Here is a 20997-nt window from a genome sequence, read left to right as displayed (position 1 = left end):
TCCCGGCCACCGGCGCGGGTTTCCCGTGTTGACCCGGTTCGGTTCCGGGGGGACCATCTTCGCCGGGGAGAGGGGGCGGGCAGTGCTGGACAGCGGAACCCGGCCGGCGCCGAGCGGTCTCGGAGAGCTGCTGGGCCACGGCGAACACGCGCTCGGCGTCGACGGTGACCTGCGCGCCGGCCGCGAGTGGTTCGACCGCGCGTACCGGGCCGCCGAGGCCGCGGCCGACGGCGCGGCGATGGCGCGCGCGGCGCTGGGCCTGGGCGGGCTGTGGGTCCACGAGCACCGCAGCGCGCCCGCGGCGGCGTTGCTGCAGGCGCGGCTGCGCAGTGCCCGTGCGGCGGTGGAACCCGGTTCGTCGCTGGCTCTGCGGCTCAAGGCCCGGATCGCCGGCGAAGCCGACTACGTGGCGGGGGAGAGCAACCGGATCCTCGCCGTGCTGGAGGAGGCCAAGCGCGCGGGTGACCCGGTGGCCTGGGCCGAGACCGCAAGCATCGCCCACCACTGCCTGCTCGGGCCCGACCACGGCGGGCAGCGCCGCGCGCTCGCGCAGGAGCTGATCACCGAAGGCTTCCGGACCTCGCGGCGCAGCGATCTGCTGATGGGCCTGCTCTGGCGCACGGTCGACCTCTTCCTCGACGGCGACCCGCACGCCCGCCGCGGCCTCGCCGACCTGCGCGGGCAGCTGGCCGAGCGGGACCATCTCGCGGTCGGGTTCGTGCTCGACGCCGTCGACGTCATGCTCACCATCCGCGCGGGTGACTTCGCCGGGGCCGGAGCGCGGGCCGCCGCCTGCGCCGAACGCGGCGAGCGGGCCGGCGACGCGGACGCGCCCGCCTGGTACGCGGCGCAGCTGGTCGCCATCCGCTGGTACCAGGGCCGGATCGCGGAGCTGGCGCCGGCGCTGCGGGAGACGGCGAACTCGCCCACGCTGAGCGCGGTCGACAACGCGCCGGTCGCCGCGCTGGCCGTGGCCGCCGCGGCGGGGGGAGACCATCGTGAGGCCGCCGGCGCGCTGGCCCGGCTGCGCGGGCGTGACCTTGCGCTGTTGCCGCGGTCGAGCAGCTGGCTGGTGGCGATGTACGGCATCGTCGAGTCCGCGTGCCTGCTCTCGGACGTCGAGTCGGCGCTCGCCGCGTACGCGCTGCTGACCCCGTTCGCGCGGCTGCCGATGACGGCCAGCCTGGGCGTCGCGTGTTTCGGCTCGGTGCAGCACGCGCTCGGCGTGGCGATGCTGACCGCCGGGGAGGCCGAACGCGCGGCCGGGCACTTCCGGGCCGCGGTGCGGGACAACCTGGCCCTGGCGCACTGGCCGGCCGCGGCCCTCTCCCGCGCCCGGCTCGCGCAGGCGCTGGCGCTGCTGCCGGGGTCGGCGGGCGCCGAGCGCGAGCGGGCCGCGGCGGTGAAGGAAGCGGCGGAGCTCGGCATGGTCCTGCCCGACGCGCCCGCGCGACCGGCCGCCGGGCGCGTCACCTGCCACCGGCACGGCAAGCACTGGCTGGTGAGCCTCGGCGCCCGGTCGGTGCTCGTCGAGCACAGCGTCGGCATGGGTTACCTCGCGACCCTGCTGGAGTACCCGGGCCACGAGCTGCCGGCCGTCGAGCTGGCCGCCGGGCCCGGCGTGCGGCCCGCCGCGACGTCCGCGCAGCCGGTGCTCGACCCGGCCGCCACCAGCCACTACCGCCGGTGGCTGGCCACCCTGGAGGCCGAGCTCGACGAGCACGAGGCCAACCACGACGACGGCCGTGCCGAGCGGGTGCGGACCGAACGCGACTGGCTGCTCGGCGAGCTGTCCGCCGCCGCTGGCCTGGCCGGCCGGGTGCGGGAGTTCGCCGGGGCCGAGGAGAAGGCCCGGATCGCCGTGGGCAAGGCGATCCGGCGGGCGCTGACCCGCATCGCCGCCGCGGACGCGGTGATCGGCGACGTCCTGCGCGACGGCGTCCGCACCGGGACCCGCTGCTGCTACCGCCCTGGCTGAGGGTGCCTACTCCACGGCGCCGTTCCGGGTCAGCAGCGTCTGGTACCAGGCGTCGTACGGGTGGTTCGTCGCCGGGTAGCTCGCCAGCGGTGTGGTCGCCTGGCTCGCGGAGTCGAAGTCCCAGCCGCGGACCAGCTTGCCGGAGCCGCGGGCCGCGGTGATGAACGCCGACTCCGTCGCGGGCGCGCCGTAGAACAGTGCGCCCTGCTGGAGCTCCGCGCTGTCCCCCTTCTGAAACTCGTCGAACGCGACCTGCCGGTAGCGGATCCGGTCACCGGTGACGCTCGCGGTGTCCACGCGCAGGGTGTTCGACGGCGTCGGGCCGTCCGCACCCGTCCACACCTTCACCCGCCGGCTGCCGTTCGTGGCGACGTCCTTGGCGAACCGTGCGTCGGAGGTCTTGGTGTTGCCGGTCCACGAGACCGTCGTGCCCGCCAGGGTGCCGTTCCAGGCCCAGTTCTGGGTGTTGCTCTGGCTCTGGTGGATCTCACGCAGGCGGGTGCCGTCGGTGAACGCGACGGTCGGCAGCACGCCGTTGTCGTACTGCCGGCTCGCCTGCCAGGTGATCTCGCCGTCCGAGCCGAGCTTGCCGACGTGCGACCAGAGCGTCGACGCGCTCGGGGACTGGTGCACCTCGACGAGGTCGCCGTTGTCGTTCAGCGCGACGGCCGGCGTCTGGCCGTTGTCGTACTTCCCGTGCCGCAGCCAGGTGACCCGCCCGTCCGCGCCGTACGTGCCGGTCCAGTACCAGAGCGCGCCGGCGCCCGAGTCGTGCACCTCGACGAGCTGGCCGCGGCCGTTGAGCGCGACCGCGGGGTGGGAACCGACGTCGCGCTTGTACTCGGCGCGCGTCCCGGCGTCGCCGGACAGCAGCGGCAGCACCCGCCCGCGCAGCGCGTCGACCGTCGGCTGACCCGCCGGGTAGTCCTGCGCCCGCAGCAGCCGGCCGCCGAACACCGACTCCAGCTCCTGGTTGACGGCGGTGAGGTTGCCGGCCGCGTAGGAGGAGTTGTCGGTCAGGTTGTCCTTGAGGTCGAGCATCACCACGATCGGCGCGGCCGCCGGGTGCGCCGCCGACCACGAGTTCACCGTGGCCAGCCAGTCGCGCAGGTTGTTCGACGCCGGGTTGCCGCCGCTGTGGTCCACGGCGTTGCCGGGCGAGTCGTGGCCGACGCCGTAGTCGTGGTTCGTCGCGTAGCCGTTGTCGTGCACGTCGAGCTCGATGAACCGGACGCCGTGGTCGAGCTGGTAGGCGATCGAGCTCTTCGCGCCGTCGACGTTGCCCGAGTAGCTGTTGTGGGTGGCCCGGAACACCGAACCGGTGAAGGGCGGGCTCGCGGCCTCGGCCGTGCCGGCGGTGAGCAGCGCGGCGGCGGTGATCGCGGAGACGGCCAGTGCGGGCAGTCGGGTCATCCTCGGGTCCTCACGTCGGCGAACGGGACTCGCCCCATCCTGGCCGCCCGAGCGGGACGCTGTCTCGAACTCCGGTGGAACGTCGTGGAACGGCCGTGGAACGCCCAGGAGGTGACAACCGGTTTTTCGAGGGAGGAAAACACCATGACCCACACCGGCGAACCCGGGGCGGCCCAGCCGCCGGCCGCGCCCAAGAAGTCGAAGCGGCGCCAGAAGATCGTGCTCACCGTGTTCCTGGTCGTCGTCGCCGCGATCCTCGCCCTGGTCTGGGTGGCTACCCGGGACAACGGCGAGAACGCGCAAGCCGGCAACTGCGTCACCGAAAGCGGCGAGAACTACGTGAAGATCGTCGACTGCGGCGCGGCGAACGCGACGCTGAAGGTCGTCGCGCGGATCGAAGACAAGACGCAGACGGAAGCGCAGGTCAGCGCCTGCACCGCCTACCCGGACGCGGACCAGGTGTTCTGGGAGGGCAAGGAGGGCCAGACCGGCGTGGTGCTCTGCCTGGCGAAGACCGGCAAATAACCCGTGGCGGCCGGGAAGTTCTCGTTCACCGGGTCCGGCGGGCTCCGGGTCTCCAGCGGCGGGCGCACACTCGCCGCGGCGGGGGACGTGATCGTGATCGGGGACCGGGTCTTCCGGCTGTCCGAGGTCGACCGGGTCGCCTACGCGGCGGCGGCCCGGCCGCGCCAGGCCAGCTACGCGCTCGGCCTGGCCGCGGGCCCGGTGCGCGGCCGCTTCGTCTTCGACGCGTTCGGCCGGGGCGGCGAACTGGACGACGCGCGCGAGACCTGGCGGCGGCTGGTCGAACTGGTCGAATGCGCGGCCTGCCCACGGATCGCCGTCGCCGCGGCCGCCGCGATCACCGCCGGCGCCACCGCCCGGTTCGGCCGGCGCCCGCGGATCGACGCCGACGCCGAGGGCCTGCGGCGCTGCCGGTGGTCCGGGAAGAAGGTGCCGTGGGCGGCGGTGCTCGGCACGGACCTGCGCGCGGGACAGGTGCGCGTGTGGACCGGCGACCCGGAGCCGGCACTGGCCACCGGGATGGGCGGCTGGAACGCCGTCGTCCTGCCACGGGTCGCCGGAATCATGCTCGGGCGGGAAAAAGAATCACCGGGAAATCAATGATCACGATTTCCCGTTAATGGGCGGTAAATGCTCACGGAATGAAAGATCGAATGTCTGTTCTGTCGTGTTCGCCGCGCCATTCGGCGATTAATGCGAAATTGCCGCGCGGATCCGGTACTCCACCGGGCCGTGCGTGGTCATTATCCGTGGAACAGGTGTGCGCGGACACCGGAAAGCCGCGAGGCACGGGGAGGCAGTGGGTGTGGGGACGAACTGGCCGCTGGTCGGCCGCGACGAAGAACTGACGGCGGCGCGCCGGGCGCTGGCCGACGCGGAGGTGTGCGGCCTGCTGCTGACCGGGCGCGCCGGCGCCGGCAAGACCCGGCTGGCCAAGGTGCTGCTCGCCGAACTGGCCGCCGGGGGCGCGCGCACGCATTGGGTGCGCGCGATGTCGTCGGCCTCGACGATTCCCTTCGGCGCGTTCGCGCACCTGCTGCCCGGGGGCACGGAAGGCCCGGCGGACCGCGCGCACCGGCTCAACCAGGTCGCCGGCCACCTCACCCGCGGCGCCGAGGGACACCGGCTCGTGCTGTGCGTCGACGACGCGCACCTGCTCGACGACCTGTCGGCGACCCTGGTGCACCAGCTGGCCGCGACGGCGTCGGCGTTCGTGATCGTGATCGCGCCGCACGGCGTGAGCGTGCCCGACCCGGTGTTCGCGCTCTGGAAGGACCGCGTCGCCGAGCGGCTCGACGTCCGGGAGCTCACCCGGCCGCAGACCACCGAGCTGATCACCGCCGCGCTGGGCGGCCGCCTCGACGACGGCGCCGAGCACCGGCTCTGGCACCTGACCCTGGGGAACCCGCTCTTCCTGCGGGAGCTCGTGCAGGGCGGGCTCGACAGCGGCGAGCTGTCGGCCCGGGACGGCGTGTGGCGGTGGAGCGGCGCGCTCCGGGCGACCCCGCGGCTGGTCGAGCTGATCGAGACCCGCACCGACCGGGTCGACGCCGACGAACGGCGGCTGCTGGAGCTGCTCGCCTTCGGGGAGCCGCTGGGCAGCGAGCCCCTCGTGCGCCTCGGCGCCGGGCGGGTCCTCGCCACCACCGAGCAGGCCGGGCTGGTCGTCTCGGAACGCACCGGCCGGCGGCTGAACGTGCGGCTCGCGCACCCGCTGTACGCCGAGGTGATCCGGCGCCGGACGTCACCGCTGCGCCAGCGTGACACCTACCGGATCCTCGCGCAGACCCTGGACCTCACCGGCGCCCGGCGCGCCGAGGACAAACCGCGGCTGGTGCGGTGGCGCCTGGCCGCCGGGCTGCCGACCGACCCGCAGCTGGTCCGGGCCGCGGCGGAGACGTTGCTGCGCAAGGACTTCCCGCAGGCGGAACAGCTGGCGGCAGAGGCCGTCCGGATGGGGGGCGGGTTCGGGGCGAAGTTCCTGCTCGCCCAGGTCCGGGTGGCCGGCGGCCGCCACGCCGACGCCGACGCGCTGCTGGCCGAGCTGGCCGGCGAGACGGTGTCGGACGCGCAGCACGCCCGCGTCGCCGCGACCCGGGCGCTGAACCTGGCGTTCGGGCTCGGCCGCGCGCCGGCGGCCGAAGCCGTGCTGGACACCGCGGAGACCGGGGTGTCCGGGACCGCGGACGACCTGGTGACCGCCCGGGCGGCGCTGCGGGCGGCCGCGGGTGAGCCGCGGACCGCGCTCGACCTGCTCGGGCCGGTGCTGGACCGCAACCGCCGCGGCGATCCGCTCCGGCTCGCGGCGCTGGTGGTCGCGGCGGACGCCCTCTCCGAATGCGGACGCACCGAGGCGTGCCTCGGCGTCGTCGAAGAGGGAATGGCCGTGGCTTCGCGGATTTCGGACGCTTGTGCGCCCGGGGCGAGGGTCCGGCTGGAGCACGCGCGGATCGTCGCGCTGTGCCGGGCGGGACGGCTCGAAGAGGCTGAGGACCTGGCCGGGGAGGGCTACCGGGACGCGGTCGGGGACCGCTGGGGCCCGGCGCTGGCCGGCGCGGCGGCGTCGCTGGGCACGGTGGCGCTGGCGTACGGGAACATCCGGGCCGCGATCCGCTGGTTGCGGGAGGCGTTGGCGGCCGAGGAGCACGACCAGCCGCACGCGTTCCGGCCGGCGGTCGTGGCGGCCCTGGCCCGAGCGACGGCGATGGCCGGCCGCGCCGAGGAGGTGCCCGGCCTGCCCGCGGATCCTCTCGGCGGGTGGAGCCGCGCCTGGCTGGCCGCCGCGCGAGGCGAGCTGTCGCGCGCAGGGGAGCTGGCCGCCGAAGCCGCGGCGACGGCGGAGGTGGCGGGCCGGCTCGCGGTGGCCGCCGAGATCCGCCACGACCTGGTCCGCTTCGGCGCGGGTTCGGACTCCTTCGGCTCCCCGGGCGGCACTTTGGGGGCGCTCTACTCCGCGCACGCGCGGGCAGCGTCCGCGACGGAACTGGACGAGGTGGCAACGGGTTTCGCCGACACGGGCGCACGCCTGCTGGCCGCGGAGGCATCGGCCGAGGCGGCCCGAGCCCACCGCGCGGCGGGCAAGCTCGGCAGCGCAGCGATATCGGCCAACCGCGCGCGGGCATGGCTGGCATCCTGCGAGGACGCCGCGACACCGGCGTTGGCCCTGTTGGACACACCGCTCGACCTCACGGTCCGCGAGCTGGAGATCGCCCGCCTGGTGGCCACGGGCCTGACCAGCCGCGCGGTCGCGGACCGGCTCGTGGTTTCGGTGCGGACGGTCGACAACGTCCTGCACGGCGTCTACGCGAAGCTGGGTATTTCCGGCCGCCGCGAGCTCGCTTCGGTGGTGGGCCGCCCGGAGGGGAGTAGTCCCGGCGACGGTCCTTAGGTAGCCCGCGCCGGCCGCGGCCGCGAAGCCGAGTAGCGCGCTACTCATGACCGGAGGGGCTCGCGGCCCAAGACTGGATGACACCGGAGGGGCATCGGCTTCACCGATCCGAAGAGCAGGAGTGCACACGATGACGACTTCATCGGGCGACGTTTTCCAGAACGAGCAAGGAGCCGGTGGCCACGGTGGCAACCAGTTCAACGAGCAGGCTTCGGCCGGTCACCACGGTGACGTGTTCCAGAACGAGCAGGGCTCGGGCGGTCACGGCGGCAACCAGTTCAACGAGCAGGCTTCGACCGGTGGCAGCGGCAGCATCTTCCAGAACGAGCAGGGTTCCGGCGGTCACGGTGGGAACCAGTTCAACGAGCAGGCTTCGACTGGTGGTGGTCGTGGGGACATCTTCCAGAACGAGCAGGGCTCGGGTGGTCACGGCGGGAATCAGTTCAACGAGCAGGCTTCGACTGGTGGTGGTCGTGGGGACATCTTCCAGAACGAGCAGGGCTCGGGTGGTCACGGCGGGAACCAGTTCAACGAGCAGGCTTCGACTGGTGGTGGTCGCGGGGACATCTTCCAGAACGAGCAGGGCTCCGGTGGTCACGGTGGCAACCAGTTCAACGAGCAGGCTTCGACTGGCGGTGGTCGCGGCGACATCTTCCAGAACCAGCAGGGCTCCGGTCACGGCGGGAACCAGTTCAACGAGCAGGCCTCGACCGGTGGCAGCGGCAGCATCTTCCAGAACCAGCAGGGCTCCGGTCACGGCGGCAACCAGTTCAACGAGCAGGCCTCGACCGGCGGCCACGGCAACATCTTCCAGAACGAACAAGGCGCCGGCGGCGGGAACCAGTTCAACGAACAGGCCGCCACGGGCGGCCACGGCAACATCTTCCAGAACGAGCAGGGCGCGAGCGGCCACCAGTTCAACGAGCAGGCGTCCACCGGGCACCACGAGAGCCACGAGCACGACCACCACCGCCACGACGAGCACCACCAGGAGCACCACGCCGACCACCACCACGACGTCGAGCACTACTGAGCAGACATCCGGTCAGGACTGAGGAGCGGTCATGCAGGAGCCGAGCGGCGGGGGAGCCATCGCCCTCGACACACTCGACCTCGCGGTCAAGGGGGCGCGGGCCTACGGGCGGGACGATCTCGTCCGCAGGCTCACCGACGCCCGGCGCCTGCTGTCCGAACCGGACGTCACCGTCTACGTCGTCGGGGAGTTCAAGCAGGGCAAGAGCTCGCTCATCAACGCCCTGCTGACCGCCAAGATCTGCCCGGTCGACGACGACATCGCGACCGCGGTGCCGACCGTCGTCCGGTTCGCGCCGGAGTCCGGGGCTCTGGCGACCTACGAGCCGGCCGATCCGTCGTCGCCGCCGTGGACCGAGCGGATCTCCCTCGACGACCTTCCTTCGCACGTCAGTGAAGCCGGGAACCCGGGGAACGTCCGGAAGCTCAAGTCCGTCACCGCGTCGATCAGCCGCCAGCTGCTTTCCGGTGGGCTGGTGCTGGTCGACACCCCCGGTGTCGGCGGGCTCGGCTCGCTGCACAACGCCGTCACCGTCAGCTCGCTGCCGCGGGCGCACGCCGTCCTCTTCCTCTCCGACGCCTCGCAGGAGCTGACCGGCGCCGAGCTGCGGTTCCTCCGGACGGTCAAGGAGCTCTGCCCGAGCGTCTTCTTCGTCCTCACCAAGATCGACCTCCACCCGCAGTGGCGGCGGATCCTCGAGCTCAACGCCGGCCACCTCGAAGCCTGCGGGATCACCCTCGACACCGTCGCGGTCTCCTCGGAGCTGCGGACCGTCGCGGCCCGCTCGGCCGACCAGGCGATGAACGTCGAGTCCGGCTTCCCGCAGCTGGTCAAGCGCCTGCAGGGAGTCGTCGGGGACGCCGAGCGGTCCGCGCTGAACGCCGTCGGGCTGCACGTCGGGTCCGCCGTCGGGCAGCTGCACGCCGCCCTGCGCGCCCGCCGGACCTCGCTCGCCCACCCCGGGCAGTCCGCCGCCCTCGTCAGCGAGCTCGGCCGGGTCAACGACCGGGTCGACGCCCTGCGCAGCCAGTCCGCGAAGTGGCAGCAGCTGCTCTTCGACGGCTTCGCCGACATTTCGTCCGATGTGGACTACGACCTGCGCGCCCGCTCGCGCGGGGTGCTGCACGAGGCCGAAGAGGCCATCGAGGACGGCGATCCCGCCAAGAACTGGGACGAGTTCGAGAAGTGGCTGCGGCAGCGCCTGGCGAACGAGACGCTCGAGAACTACGCGACGTTCGTCAGGCAGGCCCGTCACCTCGCCACCCGCGTCGCCGAGCACTTCGAGCTCGCGGAGTCGCAGGCCGTGCTGCCACGTGAAGTCCAGGCGCCGGTGAAGGTAGTCGAGGAGATCGACATCGACTCGTCGTTCACCGGGGTCAAGACCCGCGGCGCCACCGGGATGGCCGCGTTCCAGAAGGCCTACAGCGGTTTCCTGATGTTCTCGATGCTGACGAAGATGGCCGCGCTCGCCATCCCGACCCCGTTCGGCGTCGCCGCCGGCCTGCTCATGGGCCGCTCCGGGTTCGTCGACGAACGCAAGCGGCAGCTGGAGAAACGCCGCGGCCTGGCCAAGACCGCGGTGCGCCGGTTCGTCGACGAGTTCAACCTGCAGGTCGGCAAGGACTCCCGCGACGCGATGCGGACCGTCCAGCGAGAGCTCCGCGACGCCTACAGCGCGCGGGTCGAAGAACTGCAGCGGTCCCTGACCGAAGCGCTGGCCGCGGCCAAGAAGGCCGTCCTCGACGACGAGTCCGAGGCGGGCGAGCTCAAGCGGCTGGAGGCCGACATCGAAGCCCTCGAGGTGCTCGCGCGCCGCGCCGACGAGCTCACCCTGCGCAGCGCGCCGCAGTCCCGGCCGGTTCCGGCGGTGACCCGATGACCACGCTCTACCTCCAGGTCCGTGGGTTCGTCGCCCGCGCCTGCGCCGGGTACGCCGGCACCCCCGCCGAGCCGATGCTGCGGCAGATCGCCGGCCGGCTCGCCGAACCGCTGCGCGTCGCCATCGCCGGGCGGGTCAAGGCCGGGAAGTCCACGCTGCTCAACGCGCTCGTCGGCCAGGAGCTGGCGGCGACGGACGCGGGCGAGTGCACCCGTGTCGTCACCTGGTACCGCAACGGCCCGACCTACCGGATCATGCTGCACCCGGTGCGCGGAATGCCGCGCCAGCTGCCGTTCGGGCGCCTGTCCGGCACGCTCGGCCTCGAGCTGGGCCTGCCGCCCGGCGACGTCGACCGGCTCGTCCTCGACTGGCCGTCGCCCGCCCTGCGGGTGATGACGCTGATCGACACGCCCGGGCTCGGCTCGGCGCGCCCGGCGGTGTCGACGCGCACCGAGGTCGCGCTGGTCCCCGAGGGCGACGGCGTCGGCACGGCGGACGCGGTGATCTACCTGATGCGCCACGTCCACGGCGACGACGTCCGGTTCCTGGAGGCTTTCCACGACGACCCCGCCCAGCGGCGCCCGGTGAACACCATCGGCGTGCTGGCCCGGGCCGACGAGGTCGGGCACGCCCGGGTGGACGCGCTGGACTCGGCGGCGAAGATCGCCGGCCGGTACGCCCGCGACTCGCGGGTCCGCGGGCTCTGCCAGACCGTCGTGCCGGTCGCCGGCCTGCTGGCCAGCTCGGCCGCGACGCTGAAGGAGTCGGAGTACCGCGCGTTCCGGGTGCTGGCCGCCGCGCCGGAGGCCGAGGTGGCCGGGCTGCTGACGTCGGCCGACCGGTTCGCCCGCGGGGAGTCCGAAGTGGACGTTCCGGCCGCCGAACGCGCCGAGCTGCTGGCCCGCTACGGCCTCTTCGGCGTCCGGCTGTCGGTCGAGCTGACCCGCGGGGGCCTGGTGACCGGCGCGCGGGCGCTGTCGGGGGAGCTGCTGGCCCGCAGTGGCCTGCACGGCCTGCGCTCGCTGCTGATCACGCAGTTCGCCGCCCGGGCCGACGTGCTCAAGGCGCGGTCGGCGCTGCAGGCGGCGGAGCTCGTGCTGCGCGCCTTCCCGGACCGCACCGGCGGCCTGCTGCACGAGTGGGAGCGGATCGTCGCCGGCGCCCACGAGTTCGCCGAGATCCAGCTGATCGACTCGATCCGGCTCGGCGTGGTCCTGTTCACCACCGACGAGGCTCGCGACGCGGAACGGCTGCTCGGCGCGGCCGGGGTGGACGCGGCGAGCCGGCTGAACCTGCCGGGGAACGCGGGCCGCGCCGCGGTCCGGCAGGCGCTCGGCGCGCAGCTGCTGAGGTGGCAGCGGCGCGCCGAGCACCCCGCGTCGCCGCGTGACGTGCGCGAGGCCGCCCGCGTCCTGGTCCGCACCTGCGAAGGAATCCTGCTCAGCGAAGCCCGGGCGGAGGTCTTGTCGTGACCGAACTGCCGAAGAAGATCAAGCGGGCGGCGACGGCCGTTGCCGGCGCCGTCGCCTCCGAAGTCGCCGGCAACCTGCTGACGCCGGGCGGAAGCCAGCCGCCCCCACCACCCCCGCCGCAGCCGGAACCGGCCGCCGCGGAGGCCGCCCAGGACAGCGGTCACGAGTACGTGCCGCACGTCGAGACCAGCACCGTCACCCGCGGTGAGAACGGCTCCGTCGAGGCGCAGACCGGCACGGTCTGGCACCCGGAGACCACCGAGGGCACGCCGCTGGCGGACCTGCCGACCGTCGAGGAGTTCGAGCAGATCGACGTCCGCGAGGACGAGTTCGGCAACTTCGTCATCGACGCGACCGAGCGGTTCGTGGTGCACAACCACGGCCTCGACGAGGTGTACGTCGACCACCAGCACCTCGTCGTGCCCGGCGACGGGACCCCCGGCGACACGGACATCGACATCGTCCAGGACGCCGACGTCGTGATCCACGAGAACCCCGACGGCACGATCACCGTGGAGCACCAGGGTTCGCTGACCTACGAGCTGACCCCCGACGCGCCGGGGCACGGCGACATCGAGGTGTTCCAGGAGGAGACCGTCGTGCTCGACGAGGCCGAGACCGGCCCGCCGGGGATCGAGGTCGAGGTCGGCGTGGACGAGCAGGCGAGGGCCGAGGACCCCTTCGGCGAGCCGGCCGGGCCGGCCATCCACCAGACCGAGGTGATCACCGACAAGGCCCGCGGCACCACCGTGACCGCGTCGGTCACCGCCCCGGCGCCGTCGCTGCCCGGGCCACCGGCGCCGCCGGTCGTCACCTTCGCCCGCCAGCCGTCCACAGTGGACACCGCGCCGGCGGCGGTCGAGACGACGATGGCGGCGTCGGCCACGCTCGCCGAGCACCCGGCGCCGCGGCACAGCTTCGCGACCGAACGCGAACCGGCGCACCACGACGCCGGCGAGGTGACCGGCTCGCGCCCGCCCGCGGCGGAGAAGCACCCGTTCGAGCCGCCCCGGCACCACGAGCCGGAAACACCGGACGAGCACCCGACTTTTGACCACGCGCACACCGCCGGCGGAGGCTGACATGGGTTACGGACTGGGCATCGACCTCGGCACGACCTTCACGGCCGCCGCCGTCGACAGTGCCGGCCACGTCGAAATGGTGTCGCTCGGCGACCGCACCGCGGCGATCCCGTCGGTGGTGCTGCTGCGCGCCGACGGCGGGGTGCTGGCCGGGGACGCGGCGAGCCGGCGGGCGGCCGTCGAGCCGGACCGCGTGGCGCGGGAGTTCAAGCGGCGCCTCGGCGACCCGACACCGGTGCTGCTGGGCGGCGCGCCGCACTCGGTGGCGTCGCTGATGGCGCACCTGCTCGGGTACGTCGTGCGGACGGTCGCCGGGCAGCAGGGCGGCCGGCCCGACCGGATCACGCTCACCCACCCGGCGAACTGGGGGCCGTACAAGCGCGAGCTGTTCGAGCAGGTGCCCCGGCTGACCGGGATCGACCGCGTCGGGCTGATCACCGAGCCGGAGGCCGCGGCGGCCCACTACGCCGCCCAGGAACGGCTGGAGGACGGCGCCGTCGTCGCGGTCTACGACCTCGGCGGCGGCACCTTCGACGCGACCGTGCTGCGCAAGCACGGCGGCGGCTTCGAGATCCTCGGCACCCCGGAAGGGATCGAGGGGCTCGGCGGCGTCGACTTCGACGAAGCCGTGTTCGGGCACGTCGACCGCGCGCTCGACGGGAAGCTGTCGCAGATCGACCCCGACGACGCCGGCGCGGTGGCCGCGGTCGTCCGGCTGCGCCAGGAGTGCGTGCTGGCCAAGGAAGCCCTGTCCGCCGACACCGAGACCGCCGTCCCGGTGCTGCTGCCGTCGGTGCAGACCGAGGTGCGGCTGACCCGCGGCGAGTTCGAGGAGATGGTCCGCCCGTCGATCACCGCGACGATCGGGTCGCTGCACCGGGCGCTGCGCTCGGCGAACCTCCGGCCGGCCGACCTCGGCGCGGTGCTGCTGGTCGGCGGCTCGTCACGGATCCCGCTGGTGTCGCAGCTCGTGTCGGCCGAGCTCGGCCGGCCGACCGCGGTCGACATCCACCCGAAGTACGGCGTCGCGCTCGGCGCCGCGGCACTGGCGTCCGGGCGGTCCGGGCTGGTGCAGGCGACGCGGTCGCAGCCGGCGCTCCGGCCGGTGCCGCCGCCGCCCGACGTCGTCCGCGTGCCGGCGCCGCGGGAGGAGACGCGCGAGATGGCCACGCCGGGGTTCGGCGCGGGTGCGCCGCCGCCGTCGCTCGGGCGCGGCAAGTCCGGCACCGCGAGCCCCGGGCGGCGGGCTTCCCGCCGGGGCGTGGTGGTCGGCCTGTGCGCGGTCGCGGTCGTCGCGATCGGCGGGGTGGCCGTCGCGGTGAGCAGCTCGGGCGGAACGCCGTCCGGGACGACCCCGCCGGCGTCGAGCTCCGCGACCGAGACGCCGACGCTGGTGACCCTGCCGTCGCCGGAGGACTCGCAGCCGGCGCAGGTGACGGTCGTGCCCCAGCACACGAACCCGCCGGCCACGACCCGGCGCAAGACCCCGCCGCGGACGACGACGCCGACCCGCACGACCACCCCGACCACGACCACCACGCCGACGACCTCGACGAGCGCGAAGCCCACGACCTGAGCCCCGGTCGGTGATCTCGGCGGTGTTCGTCCGGCCGCTGCGGCCGTGGTGGTCGCGACGGCGATGACGCGCTGCGCCGGTAGCCTCGCGGACATGGTGGCAGAGCACGTGATCGTGACGTCGACGACCGATTCCGAAGCGGCGGCCCGGGAACTGGCCGCCGCGGCGGTGGCGGAACGGCTGGGGGCGTGCGCGCAGATCGTTGGCCCGGTGACCAGCGTCTACCGCTGGGAGGGTGCGGTCCGCAGCGACCAGGAGTGGCGCGTCGAGATCAAGACGACCGCCGCCCGGGTGCCCGCGCTGACCGCACGGCTCGGGCAGCTGCACGGCTACGACCTCCCGGAGATCATCGCCACGCCCGTCGAAGGCGGCAGCGCTGAGTACCTGGCCTGGGTGACCGCCGAAACCGGGAACGGTGGTTAGCTGATCGGCATGGACGACCTCAGAACCCGCTTCGAGACGCTGACCACCGCCCACCTCGCGGACGCGTGCATCCGGGCCGGGCTCCCGGTCCGCTGCGCCCCGGCGACGACCCGCGCGGTGGAACCGGGCAGCCGCCTGTTCGGCCCGGCCGTGCCCGCCCGGCACGTCGGCAGTGTCGACGTCTTCCTGGAGGCGTTCGAGAACGCGGCCGCGGGCGGGGTGCTGGTGGTCGACAACGGCGGCCGCCTCGACGAAAGCTGCGTCGGCGACCTGGTGGTGCTGGAGGCCCGCGCGGCCGGGCTCGCGGGGGTCGTCATCTGGGGGCTGCACCGAGACACCGCCGACATCCGCGCCATCGGGCTGCCGGTGTTCAGCCTCGGTTCGCTCCCCACCGGCCCGTTGAGCCTCGGCCCGCGGGTCGACGGCGGACTCGATGAAGCGGTCGTCGGCACCTGGCGGATCGGGCCCGCGGACCTCGTGCTCGGTGACGACGACGGCGTCCTGTTCGTCCCGCTCGACCGCGCCGGCGAGCTGTTCACGCTCGCCGAGGGCATCCGCGACACCGAACGCCGCCAGGCCGACCGGATCCGCGCCGGCGAGCCGCTGCGCGACCAGGTCCGCTTCCGCGACTTCCTCACCGCGCGGGAAACCGACCCGGCGCTGACCTTCCGCGCGCACCTGCGTGCCGTCGGCGGCGCGATCGAGGAGTGAGCGTGTAACCGCGCCCGCACCGGGTATCCGGGCAGCGCACCGGCCCCGGGAGGCACGACCGTGGACAAGCTCATGGACTTCGGCAAGGACACCGAATACGACTTCGCCCGCGCCCTGCGGGCCTACCTCGGGCGGGTCGCGAAGGCCGCCGGAGTCGGCTTCGAGTCGTGTTCGCTCGACCTCGGTGTGCCCAGCTCCGGCTACGTGGCCCTCGACCGCGCGCGGCCGGACCACGACCACGACCTCGCGCTGGTCTGGGACGAGGTGCACGGCTGGGCGGCGGTCGTCGAGCCCGTGGGCGGGGAGACGGCCGAGGTGCTCGGGTACCTCGGCGGCGACGTGGTGCCCCCCGCGGACGCGGTCGTCCGGTTCCTCGACGGGCTGCGCTCCGCGACCCCGCCGGCCGGGCCGGTCCGCCCGCCGGTGCTGCGGACGGCGGGCGACCACGAAGAGCTCGTCGGCCGGCTGCCGGTGACCGGGCCCGAAGGCCTGCTGCGGCCGAGTTCCCCGGGCTACTGAGCGGCGTCCACACCGGAGGAAGGAACCCCGCGGAGCGCCTGAGATGAGCCGGCAGCCGCCGTCCGGCGAGGGATCCCCGTGAGCAGCCCCGACGAACCCCGTCCCGTCCGCGTCCTCCTCGTGGAGGACCACGACGTGGTGGGGATGCGGGGCGGGGGTGGTGCGCGGGCCGCGCGTGAGATCGCGCGGTGCAGCCCCGGCACCGCCATCCTGGCCTTCTCCGCCTACACGGACCGGGCTTCGATGGCCGGGCTCGCCGTGGCCGGTGTCACGGAGTACCTGGTGAAGGGCTCGCCGAACACGGTGATCGTCGAAGCCGTCCGGCGGCTGGGCCGCGGCGCGCCTTCGTGATCCGGGGTCAGCCGACCGGCCGGGGGTTCATCACGCCGTAGAAGTCCATCGGCAGCAACGTGAACAGCCGCAGCACCGCCCGGGACCGACCCGGGTCGACGGTGAGGCGGGCGCCCGCGGCGTCGGCGAGCAGCTGCGCCCGCAGCAGCGAGTTCAGCCCGGCGACGGAGAAGAACGTGACGCCATCGAGGTGGATGGCGACCTCTTCGACCTGGCTGCGGATCCGGGACTGGAGGACTTCGTCGAGCCGGCGCGCGGTGGAGAGGTCGATTTCACCGGCCACCTCGACCACGACGCTGCGGCGCGAGGGGCGGACCACGCGCAGGGCCATGTCGCCGTGGGCGTTGACCCAGGCGCCGGTGAGATCGTGGTCGGCCGGGCGGGGTTCGGGAACCATCGCGGCACACCCTTTCATCGGGTTGCGGCGGCTGACGGTTCAACCAGTACCTCCAGCATAGTGCATCTGCACCAGGTGGACCAGCGCGGGCAAATTCGGTGGACAGCCGCGCCGTGACCCGGTGTGATCGGCCGCGACCACACCGACGTGAGGGGTGCCTTGGCCACCGGAGACCTGTCGTCCGACGAAGCGACCATCACGGTGCCGGTGGTCCGGCGCCTGGTGGCGACGCAGTTCCCGCGGTGGGCCGGGCTGCCGGTCGAGCCCGCGCCGACGCAGGGCGTGGACAACGCGACGTTCCGCCTGGGACCGGACCTGGCGGTGCGGCTGCCGCGGTACGGGCGCTGGGCCGGGCAGGTCGCGCGTGAGCAGGAATGGCTGCCGAAACTGGCGCCCGGGCTGCCGCTGCCGGTCCCGGTGCCGCTGGCCGAAGGCGAACCGGGGGAGGGCTACCCGTTCCCGTGGTCGGTGCTGCGCTGGCTGCCCGGCGAGCCGCTCGACCCGGACGGCGTGGCCGACCCGGCCGAGGAGCTGGCGGATTTCTTCGCCGCGTTGCGCCGGGCGGACACCACCGGCGGCCCGCCACCCCAGTGGAGCAACGGCTTTCGCGGCGTCTCGACGACCGACGAACGCGACTCGGCGATCGCCCCGGCCCGGCTCGCCCCGCGGATCGAGGCGCTGGCCGGCCTGATCGACATCCCGGCGGTGGCGGCGGTCTGGGAGGCGGCGCGCGCGGCCCCGCCGTGGGACGGCCCACCGGTCTGGATCCACGGCGACCCGGCCCCGGCGAACCTCCTGTCCCGCGACGGCCGGCTCAGTGCGGTCATCGACTTCGGCACGATGGCGGTCGGCGACCCGGCGTGCGACCTGATCGTGGTGTGGTCGGCGCTGTCGGCGGCCGGGCGGCGGCGGTTTCGCGCGGCATCGGACATCGACGACGCCACCTGGGCGCGGGGGCGGGCGTGGGGGCTGACGGCGGTGCTGCCGACGCGGGCGGAGCTGACGGGTCCGGACCCGGCCGGGGCTCGGCGGCGGCTGGACGAGCTGGTGGCGGATCACCAGGCCTCGGGCCAGTAGGGGAAACCGGCCGCCGTGCGAGGTGGGTTGATGGCTGTGCTGCCGACGCAGGCCGAGCTGCCGGGCCCGGCAGCTGGATGAGCTGGTCGCCGATCACCAGGCGTCGGGCCGGTAGAGGAAATCCACCGGCTGCCATGCCAAGGTGGGCCCATGGGCACCACCGTCGTCAACCTGAAGGGCCACCGCGACGACCCGGACTACGCCGACGTCGTCTACGTCGGGCGGGCGATGCACCGCGGCGGCTGGCACCTCGCCGGCTCGAAGCTCGCCAGCCCGTTCCGGCCCGGCAAAGACGGCACCCGCGAGGAAGTCCTCACCCGGTACCGCGAGCACCTCCTCGCCCGGCCGGACCTGCTCGCGCTCCTGCCGGACCTGCGCGGCAAGCGGCTCGGCTGCTGGTGTGTCCCCCTGCTGTGCCACGCCCAGGTGATCGCCGACGTCGCGGATCACGGGCCGTAACGAAACGCACCCCCTCTGCGAGTAACCTGGCGACACGAGGGGGTGATCGACGGTGCCCGCGCGACGACATGCCGGCTTCGACCAAGCCGAACTGCCGAAGGCTCACCGGATCAGGTGGTGGTTCGCGGCGGTGACGGCCGGGCTCGTCGCCGTCAGCTTCGCCGTCGTGCCCTACCTGCCGTTCTTCCAGAGCTGGACGTTCGTCCGCGACCCGAAGGTCGCGAGCATCATCACCTGGACCGTGCTGCAGACGTCCGTCGTGGTCGTCTCCGCCGTCCTCACCCTGTACTTCGTCGGCAAGGCCCGGCTCGAAGCCGCCGCCTTCCGCGCCAACCAGATCGACATCCGGCTCTTCGTCGACGAACGCGCGCCGGACAGCCACGACCGGGAGATCGACTCCGCCGTCGAGCTGACCGCCACCTTCAAGCGGTTCCTCAACGACTCTCGCCTCTACACGCCGACGCCGGTCCCGGGCGTCGGCAGCTCGTACGACTTCATCCAGATCGTCGAGCACGCCGGCGACGCCGCCGACGGCTGGTGGAAGGCCGCCACCAAGCTGATCCGGCTCGCGCAGCCGCCCGCCGCGTTCACCGTCACCGGCACGGTCCGGCCGGGCAACACCGCGGGCCGCTACCAGCTGATCCTCGAGCTCGTGCGCGTCCCGCGGTTCGCGGCCGGCCCGCTGGTGATCGAGGACGAGAACTGGCCGCGGGTGCTGCACCGCGCCGCGAACGCCGTCGCCGCGCTGGTCATCCCGCGCAGCGCCTACGTGCGCACGAACATCCACTGGGCCGCCTGGCGCGACGCGAAGATCCCCTACGAGCTCTTCGACGCCTACCAGCGCGCCAACCACTTCGTCACCTACCGCCGCTACGACGAAGCCCTCGCCGAGTACTACCGCGCGGTCAGCCTCGACCCGTCGAACGTCTACATCAGACTCGAGATCGCGGCGCTGCAGGAGCAGCTCGACCTGCACCTCGACGCGCTCGCCACCTATGACGACGTGATCACCGTCTGCAGCCGGGGAAAGCCGGCCCTCGCCCGCTGGTGGATCGGCCCCGACTTCGCGCGGCAGCCGCGTCACGCCGGCCGCGGCCGGGACGTCGCGCTGCTGATCGCCCGGTACCGGCACGCCCTCGTGCTCGGCCACGGCGACTCCGTGGCCGGCTCGTGGTGGGTGCGGCGCACGACCGCGAGCGCGCCCGACGACGCGCGGGCGTTGCGCCGAGCCGAACTGCGGGCGGCGCTGGAACTGCGGTTCCGCCGGTACGTCGAGCTCGACGTCCGGACCCGGCCGTACCCGATCCCGCGGGAGAAGCGGCTCGAGCTGCACCGCCGGGTGCTGCGGGTGCCGGCGCGCGAACTCGTCGTCCAGGAGGCGACGCCGGAGCAGCTGGCCGAGTACAACCAGCGGGCCGCGGAGATGCGGTCGTACCTCGGCGCGCTTTCGCAGTACGAGATCGAACGGCTCCTCGAGGACTACCGCCGGTTCGGCCGGCGCTGGACCCGCAGCTGGCAGCAGCTGACGAACCGCGCGCTCGAGCTGTCCCTGATCTGGACGGTGGTGCGGCGCGCGATGGCCGACGTCGAGCCGATGTCCGGCGCCGTCCCCGAACCCCGCCCGGCCTACCCCGGCAGCCGCGTGAAGCTGGCCGACGTCTGCCCGGACCGGCGCTGGCCGCCGGACCCGCAGAGGCTCGACGACACGGTCGAGGCCGCGGGCGGGCGCAAGTCGTGGGAAGAGTGCTACAACGCGGCGAGCGTCTACGCCGTCGCCATGCTCGAAGTCGGTCCCCGCGGGGAACGGGACCTGCGCGACCGGGCCCGCAACCCGCGTCTCACCGGCGAAGCGCGGGACGAAGTGGCGCGCCGCGCGATCCGCGAGCTCTACCACGCCGCGACGATCAGCCACAGCGGACGGCTGCCGGAGCGCCGCTCGTGGGTGATGGGGGAGGACCCCGACCTCGCCGCGCTGCGCGGGCACGAGCTGTTCCGCGTCTTCGAGATGGTCACCTTCTCGCCGGACCGGGCCGCCCCGCTACGGCCGCAGCGCGCCCACGTCTGGGAACAGGTCAGCTACGTGCGGCACCTCGTCGGCGAGATCGCGGCGTGCCGCGCGCACTTCTGGCGGGTCCGCACCCTCGACCCCGAGCCGCGGCCGGACAGCCGGACGCTCGACCGCTGGCGCTCGGCCGACCGCGACGCCTGGCGGAAGCTTTCCCGGCTGGCCACCGGGAAACAGGACTGGTACACCCGCTACCAGGCGATCTGCGCGTTCCGCGAGTGGTCGGCCGACTCGGGTTACCCGGGCTCGATCAGCGGGTTCCCGCTCTACAGCGAGGACCGGCTGCACGCCCAGCTGCGTGGCGCGGCCGGCTCGCGGGGGAAGACCGGGCTGGACGCCAACGTCGTCGTCCGCGAGTACGTGCGGCTCTGCGACCAGCGGCTCGACCAGCTGGTGACCGACATCGCGGAGTTCGAAGGCGCACTAGTGACGGAGGAGGAGTTCGCCGCCCGAGCGGAGCTGTGGGCCGCGCTCTGCTCGTGGTTCGACGACGACATCGCCGACGGCTCCTCGGCCGGCGAACGCCGTGAACGGTTCCGGAAGCTCGCCCGCGCCTAGGCACTGTCCTGTAAGTCATCGGAGCCAGAGCACGATGGCGGCGATGGTGAGTTCTGCCTGGTAGTAAGCGGCGCGTTTGGCATAGCGGGTG

General features: G+C 73.6%; 18 protein-coding genes. 16 read left to right on the top strand and 2 right to left on the bottom strand.

The features are described 5' to 3' along the window. Positions 1-82 precede the first annotated feature (82 nt). Entirely contained in the window at positions 83-1978 is a 1896-nt protein-coding gene (locus ACZ61C_RS36040; RefSeq protein WP_465312378.1) for a hypothetical protein, read from the top strand. Positions 1979-1984: 6 nt separating this feature from the next. Here the strand turns inward: ACZ61C_RS36040 and ACZ61C_RS36035 are convergent, their stop codons facing one another. Next, positions 1985-3391: a PI-PLC domain-containing protein gene (locus tag ACZ61C_RS36035; protein ID WP_465312377.1), complete on the bottom strand. Its 1407-nt coding sequence runs from the start codon at positions 3389-3391 to the stop codon at positions 1985-1987. A gap of 144 nt (positions 3392-3535) precedes the next feature. On the opposite strand from ACZ61C_RS36035, the gene ACZ61C_RS36030 reads away from it, so the two are divergent. From ACZ61C_RS36030 to ACZ61C_RS35975, 12 genes are all read left to right on the top strand, one after another. Then, positions 3536-3916 (top strand): LppU/SCO3897 family protein, encoded by a 381-nt coding sequence (locus tag ACZ61C_RS36030; RefSeq protein ID WP_465312376.1) that lies wholly within the window; start codon positions 3536-3538, stop codon positions 3914-3916. 3 nt (positions 3917-3919) lie between these two features. Next, positions 3920-4519, top strand: a complete 600-nt coding sequence (locus ACZ61C_RS36025) for a hypothetical protein (protein ID WP_465312375.1) — start codon at positions 3920-3922, stop codon at positions 4517-4519. A gap of 202 nt (positions 4520-4721) precedes the next feature. Continuing rightward, a complete protein-coding gene (locus tag ACZ61C_RS36020; protein ID WP_465312374.1) occupies positions 4722-7304 on the top strand; it encodes an AAA family ATPase in 2583 nt (860 codons plus the stop codon). A gap of 130 nt (positions 7305-7434) precedes the next feature. Next, positions 7435-8337 (top strand): glycoprotein, encoded by a 903-nt coding sequence (locus ACZ61C_RS36015; RefSeq protein ID WP_465312373.1) that lies wholly within the window; start codon positions 7435-7437, stop codon positions 8335-8337. A 31-nt stretch (positions 8338-8368) separates the two neighbouring features. Next, entirely contained in the window at positions 8369-10216 is a 1848-nt protein-coding gene (locus tag ACZ61C_RS36010) for a dynamin family protein (protein ID WP_465312372.1), read from the top strand. Further along, positions 10213-11688, top strand: coding sequence for a dynamin family protein (locus ACZ61C_RS36005; RefSeq protein ID WP_465312371.1), 1476 nt, complete (start codon positions 10213-10215; stop codon positions 11686-11688). Before ACZ61C_RS36010 ends, ACZ61C_RS36005 begins: the two co-directional genes overlap by 4 nt. Continuing rightward, positions 11685-12770 (top strand): hypothetical protein, encoded by a 1086-nt coding sequence (locus tag ACZ61C_RS36000; protein WP_465312370.1) that lies wholly within the window; start codon positions 11685-11687, stop codon positions 12768-12770. The genes ACZ61C_RS36005 and ACZ61C_RS36000 overlap by 4 nt, the downstream gene beginning before the upstream one ends. 1 nt (position 12771) lies before the next feature. After that, positions 12772-14346: an Hsp70 family protein gene (locus ACZ61C_RS35995; protein WP_465312369.1), complete on the top strand. Its 1575-nt coding sequence runs from the start codon at positions 12772-12774 to the stop codon at positions 14344-14346. A gap of 93 nt (positions 14347-14439) precedes the next feature. Beyond that, entirely contained in the window at positions 14440-14769 is a 330-nt protein-coding gene (cutA, locus tag ACZ61C_RS35990) for a divalent-cation tolerance protein CutA (RefSeq protein ID WP_465312368.1), read from the top strand. Positions 14770-14778: 9 nt separating this feature from the next. Continuing rightward, positions 14779-15480 carry an RraA family protein gene (locus ACZ61C_RS35985; RefSeq protein ID WP_465312367.1) on the top strand — a complete coding sequence of 234 codons (702 nt, stop codon included), beginning with the start codon at positions 14779-14781 and terminating at the stop codon, positions 15478-15480. A 72-nt stretch (positions 15481-15552) separates the two neighbouring features. Then, on the top strand, positions 15553-15999 hold the full coding sequence (locus ACZ61C_RS35980) for a DUF6292 family protein (protein WP_465312608.1): 447 nt from the start codon (positions 15553-15555) through the stop codon (positions 15997-15999). 78 nt (positions 16000-16077) lie between these two features. Further along, a complete protein-coding gene (locus tag ACZ61C_RS35975; protein WP_465312366.1) occupies positions 16078-16350 on the top strand; it encodes a hypothetical protein in 273 nt (90 codons plus the stop codon). Between the two features lie 7 nt (positions 16351-16357). On the opposite strand, the gene ACZ61C_RS35970 is transcribed toward ACZ61C_RS35975, so the two are convergent. Further along, complete coding sequence (locus ACZ61C_RS35970; protein ID WP_465312365.1) at positions 16358-16747, bottom strand: STAS domain-containing protein; 390 nt, start codon at positions 16745-16747, stop codon at positions 16358-16360. 159 nt (positions 16748-16906) lie between these two features. On the opposite strand from ACZ61C_RS35970, the gene ACZ61C_RS35965 reads away from it, so the two are divergent. The 3 genes from ACZ61C_RS35965 (at position 16907) to ACZ61C_RS35955 (ending at position 20906) form a co-directional block, all read left to right on the top strand. Then, a complete protein-coding gene (locus tag ACZ61C_RS35965) occupies positions 16907-17824 on the top strand; it encodes an aminoglycoside phosphotransferase family protein (protein ID WP_465312364.1) in 918 nt (305 codons plus the stop codon). A gap of 150 nt (positions 17825-17974) precedes the next feature. Further along, positions 17975-18283, top strand: a complete 309-nt coding sequence (locus ACZ61C_RS35960) for a DUF4326 domain-containing protein (protein WP_465312363.1) — start codon at positions 17975-17977, stop codon at positions 18281-18283. Between the two features lie 52 nt (positions 18284-18335). Further along, positions 18336-20906 (top strand): tetratricopeptide repeat protein, encoded by a 2571-nt coding sequence (locus ACZ61C_RS35955; RefSeq protein ID WP_465312362.1) that lies wholly within the window; start codon positions 18336-18338, stop codon positions 20904-20906. Positions 20907-20997: the final 91 nt, after the last annotated feature.

It is taken from the genome of Amycolatopsis sp. NPDC104587 (assembly GCF_055583645.1).
This window is presented reverse-complemented; position numbering and strand designations above follow the sequence as displayed.

Coding starts and splice junctions, on each gene's coding strand:
- ACZ61C_RS35970 (WP_465312365.1), bottom strand. CDS start 16,747: ATGGTTCCCGAACCCCGCCCGGCCGACCACGATCTCACCGGCGCCTGG.
- ACZ61C_RS36015 (WP_465312373.1), top strand. CDS start 7,435: ATGACGACTTCATCGGGCGACGTTTTCCAGAACGAGCAAGGAGCCGGT.
- ACZ61C_RS36035 (WP_465312377.1), bottom strand. CDS start 3,391: ATGACCCGACTGCCCGCACTGGCCGTCTCCGCGATCACCGCCGCCGCG.
- ACZ61C_RS36010 (WP_465312372.1), top strand. CDS start 8,369: ATGCAGGAGCCGAGCGGCGGGGGAGCCATCGCCCTCGACACACTCGAC.
- ACZ61C_RS36030 (WP_465312376.1), top strand. CDS start 3,536: ATGACCCACACCGGCGAACCCGGGGCGGCCCAGCCGCCGGCCGCGCCC.
- ACZ61C_RS35980 (WP_465312608.1), top strand. CDS start 15,553: ATGGACTTCGGCAAGGACACCGAATACGACTTCGCCCGCGCCCTGCGG.
- cutA (WP_465312368.1), top strand. CDS start 14,440: ATGGTGGCAGAGCACGTGATCGTGACGTCGACGACCGATTCCGAAGCG.
- ACZ61C_RS35960 (WP_465312363.1), top strand. CDS start 17,975: ATGGGCACCACCGTCGTCAACCTGAAGGGCCACCGCGACGACCCGGAC.
- ACZ61C_RS35995 (WP_465312369.1), top strand. CDS start 12,772: ATGGGTTACGGACTGGGCATCGACCTCGGCACGACCTTCACGGCCGCC.
- ACZ61C_RS36005 (WP_465312371.1), top strand. CDS start 10,213: ATGACCACGCTCTACCTCCAGGTCCGTGGGTTCGTCGCCCGCGCCTGC.
- ACZ61C_RS35985 (WP_465312367.1), top strand. CDS start 14,779: ATGGACGACCTCAGAACCCGCTTCGAGACGCTGACCACCGCCCACCTC.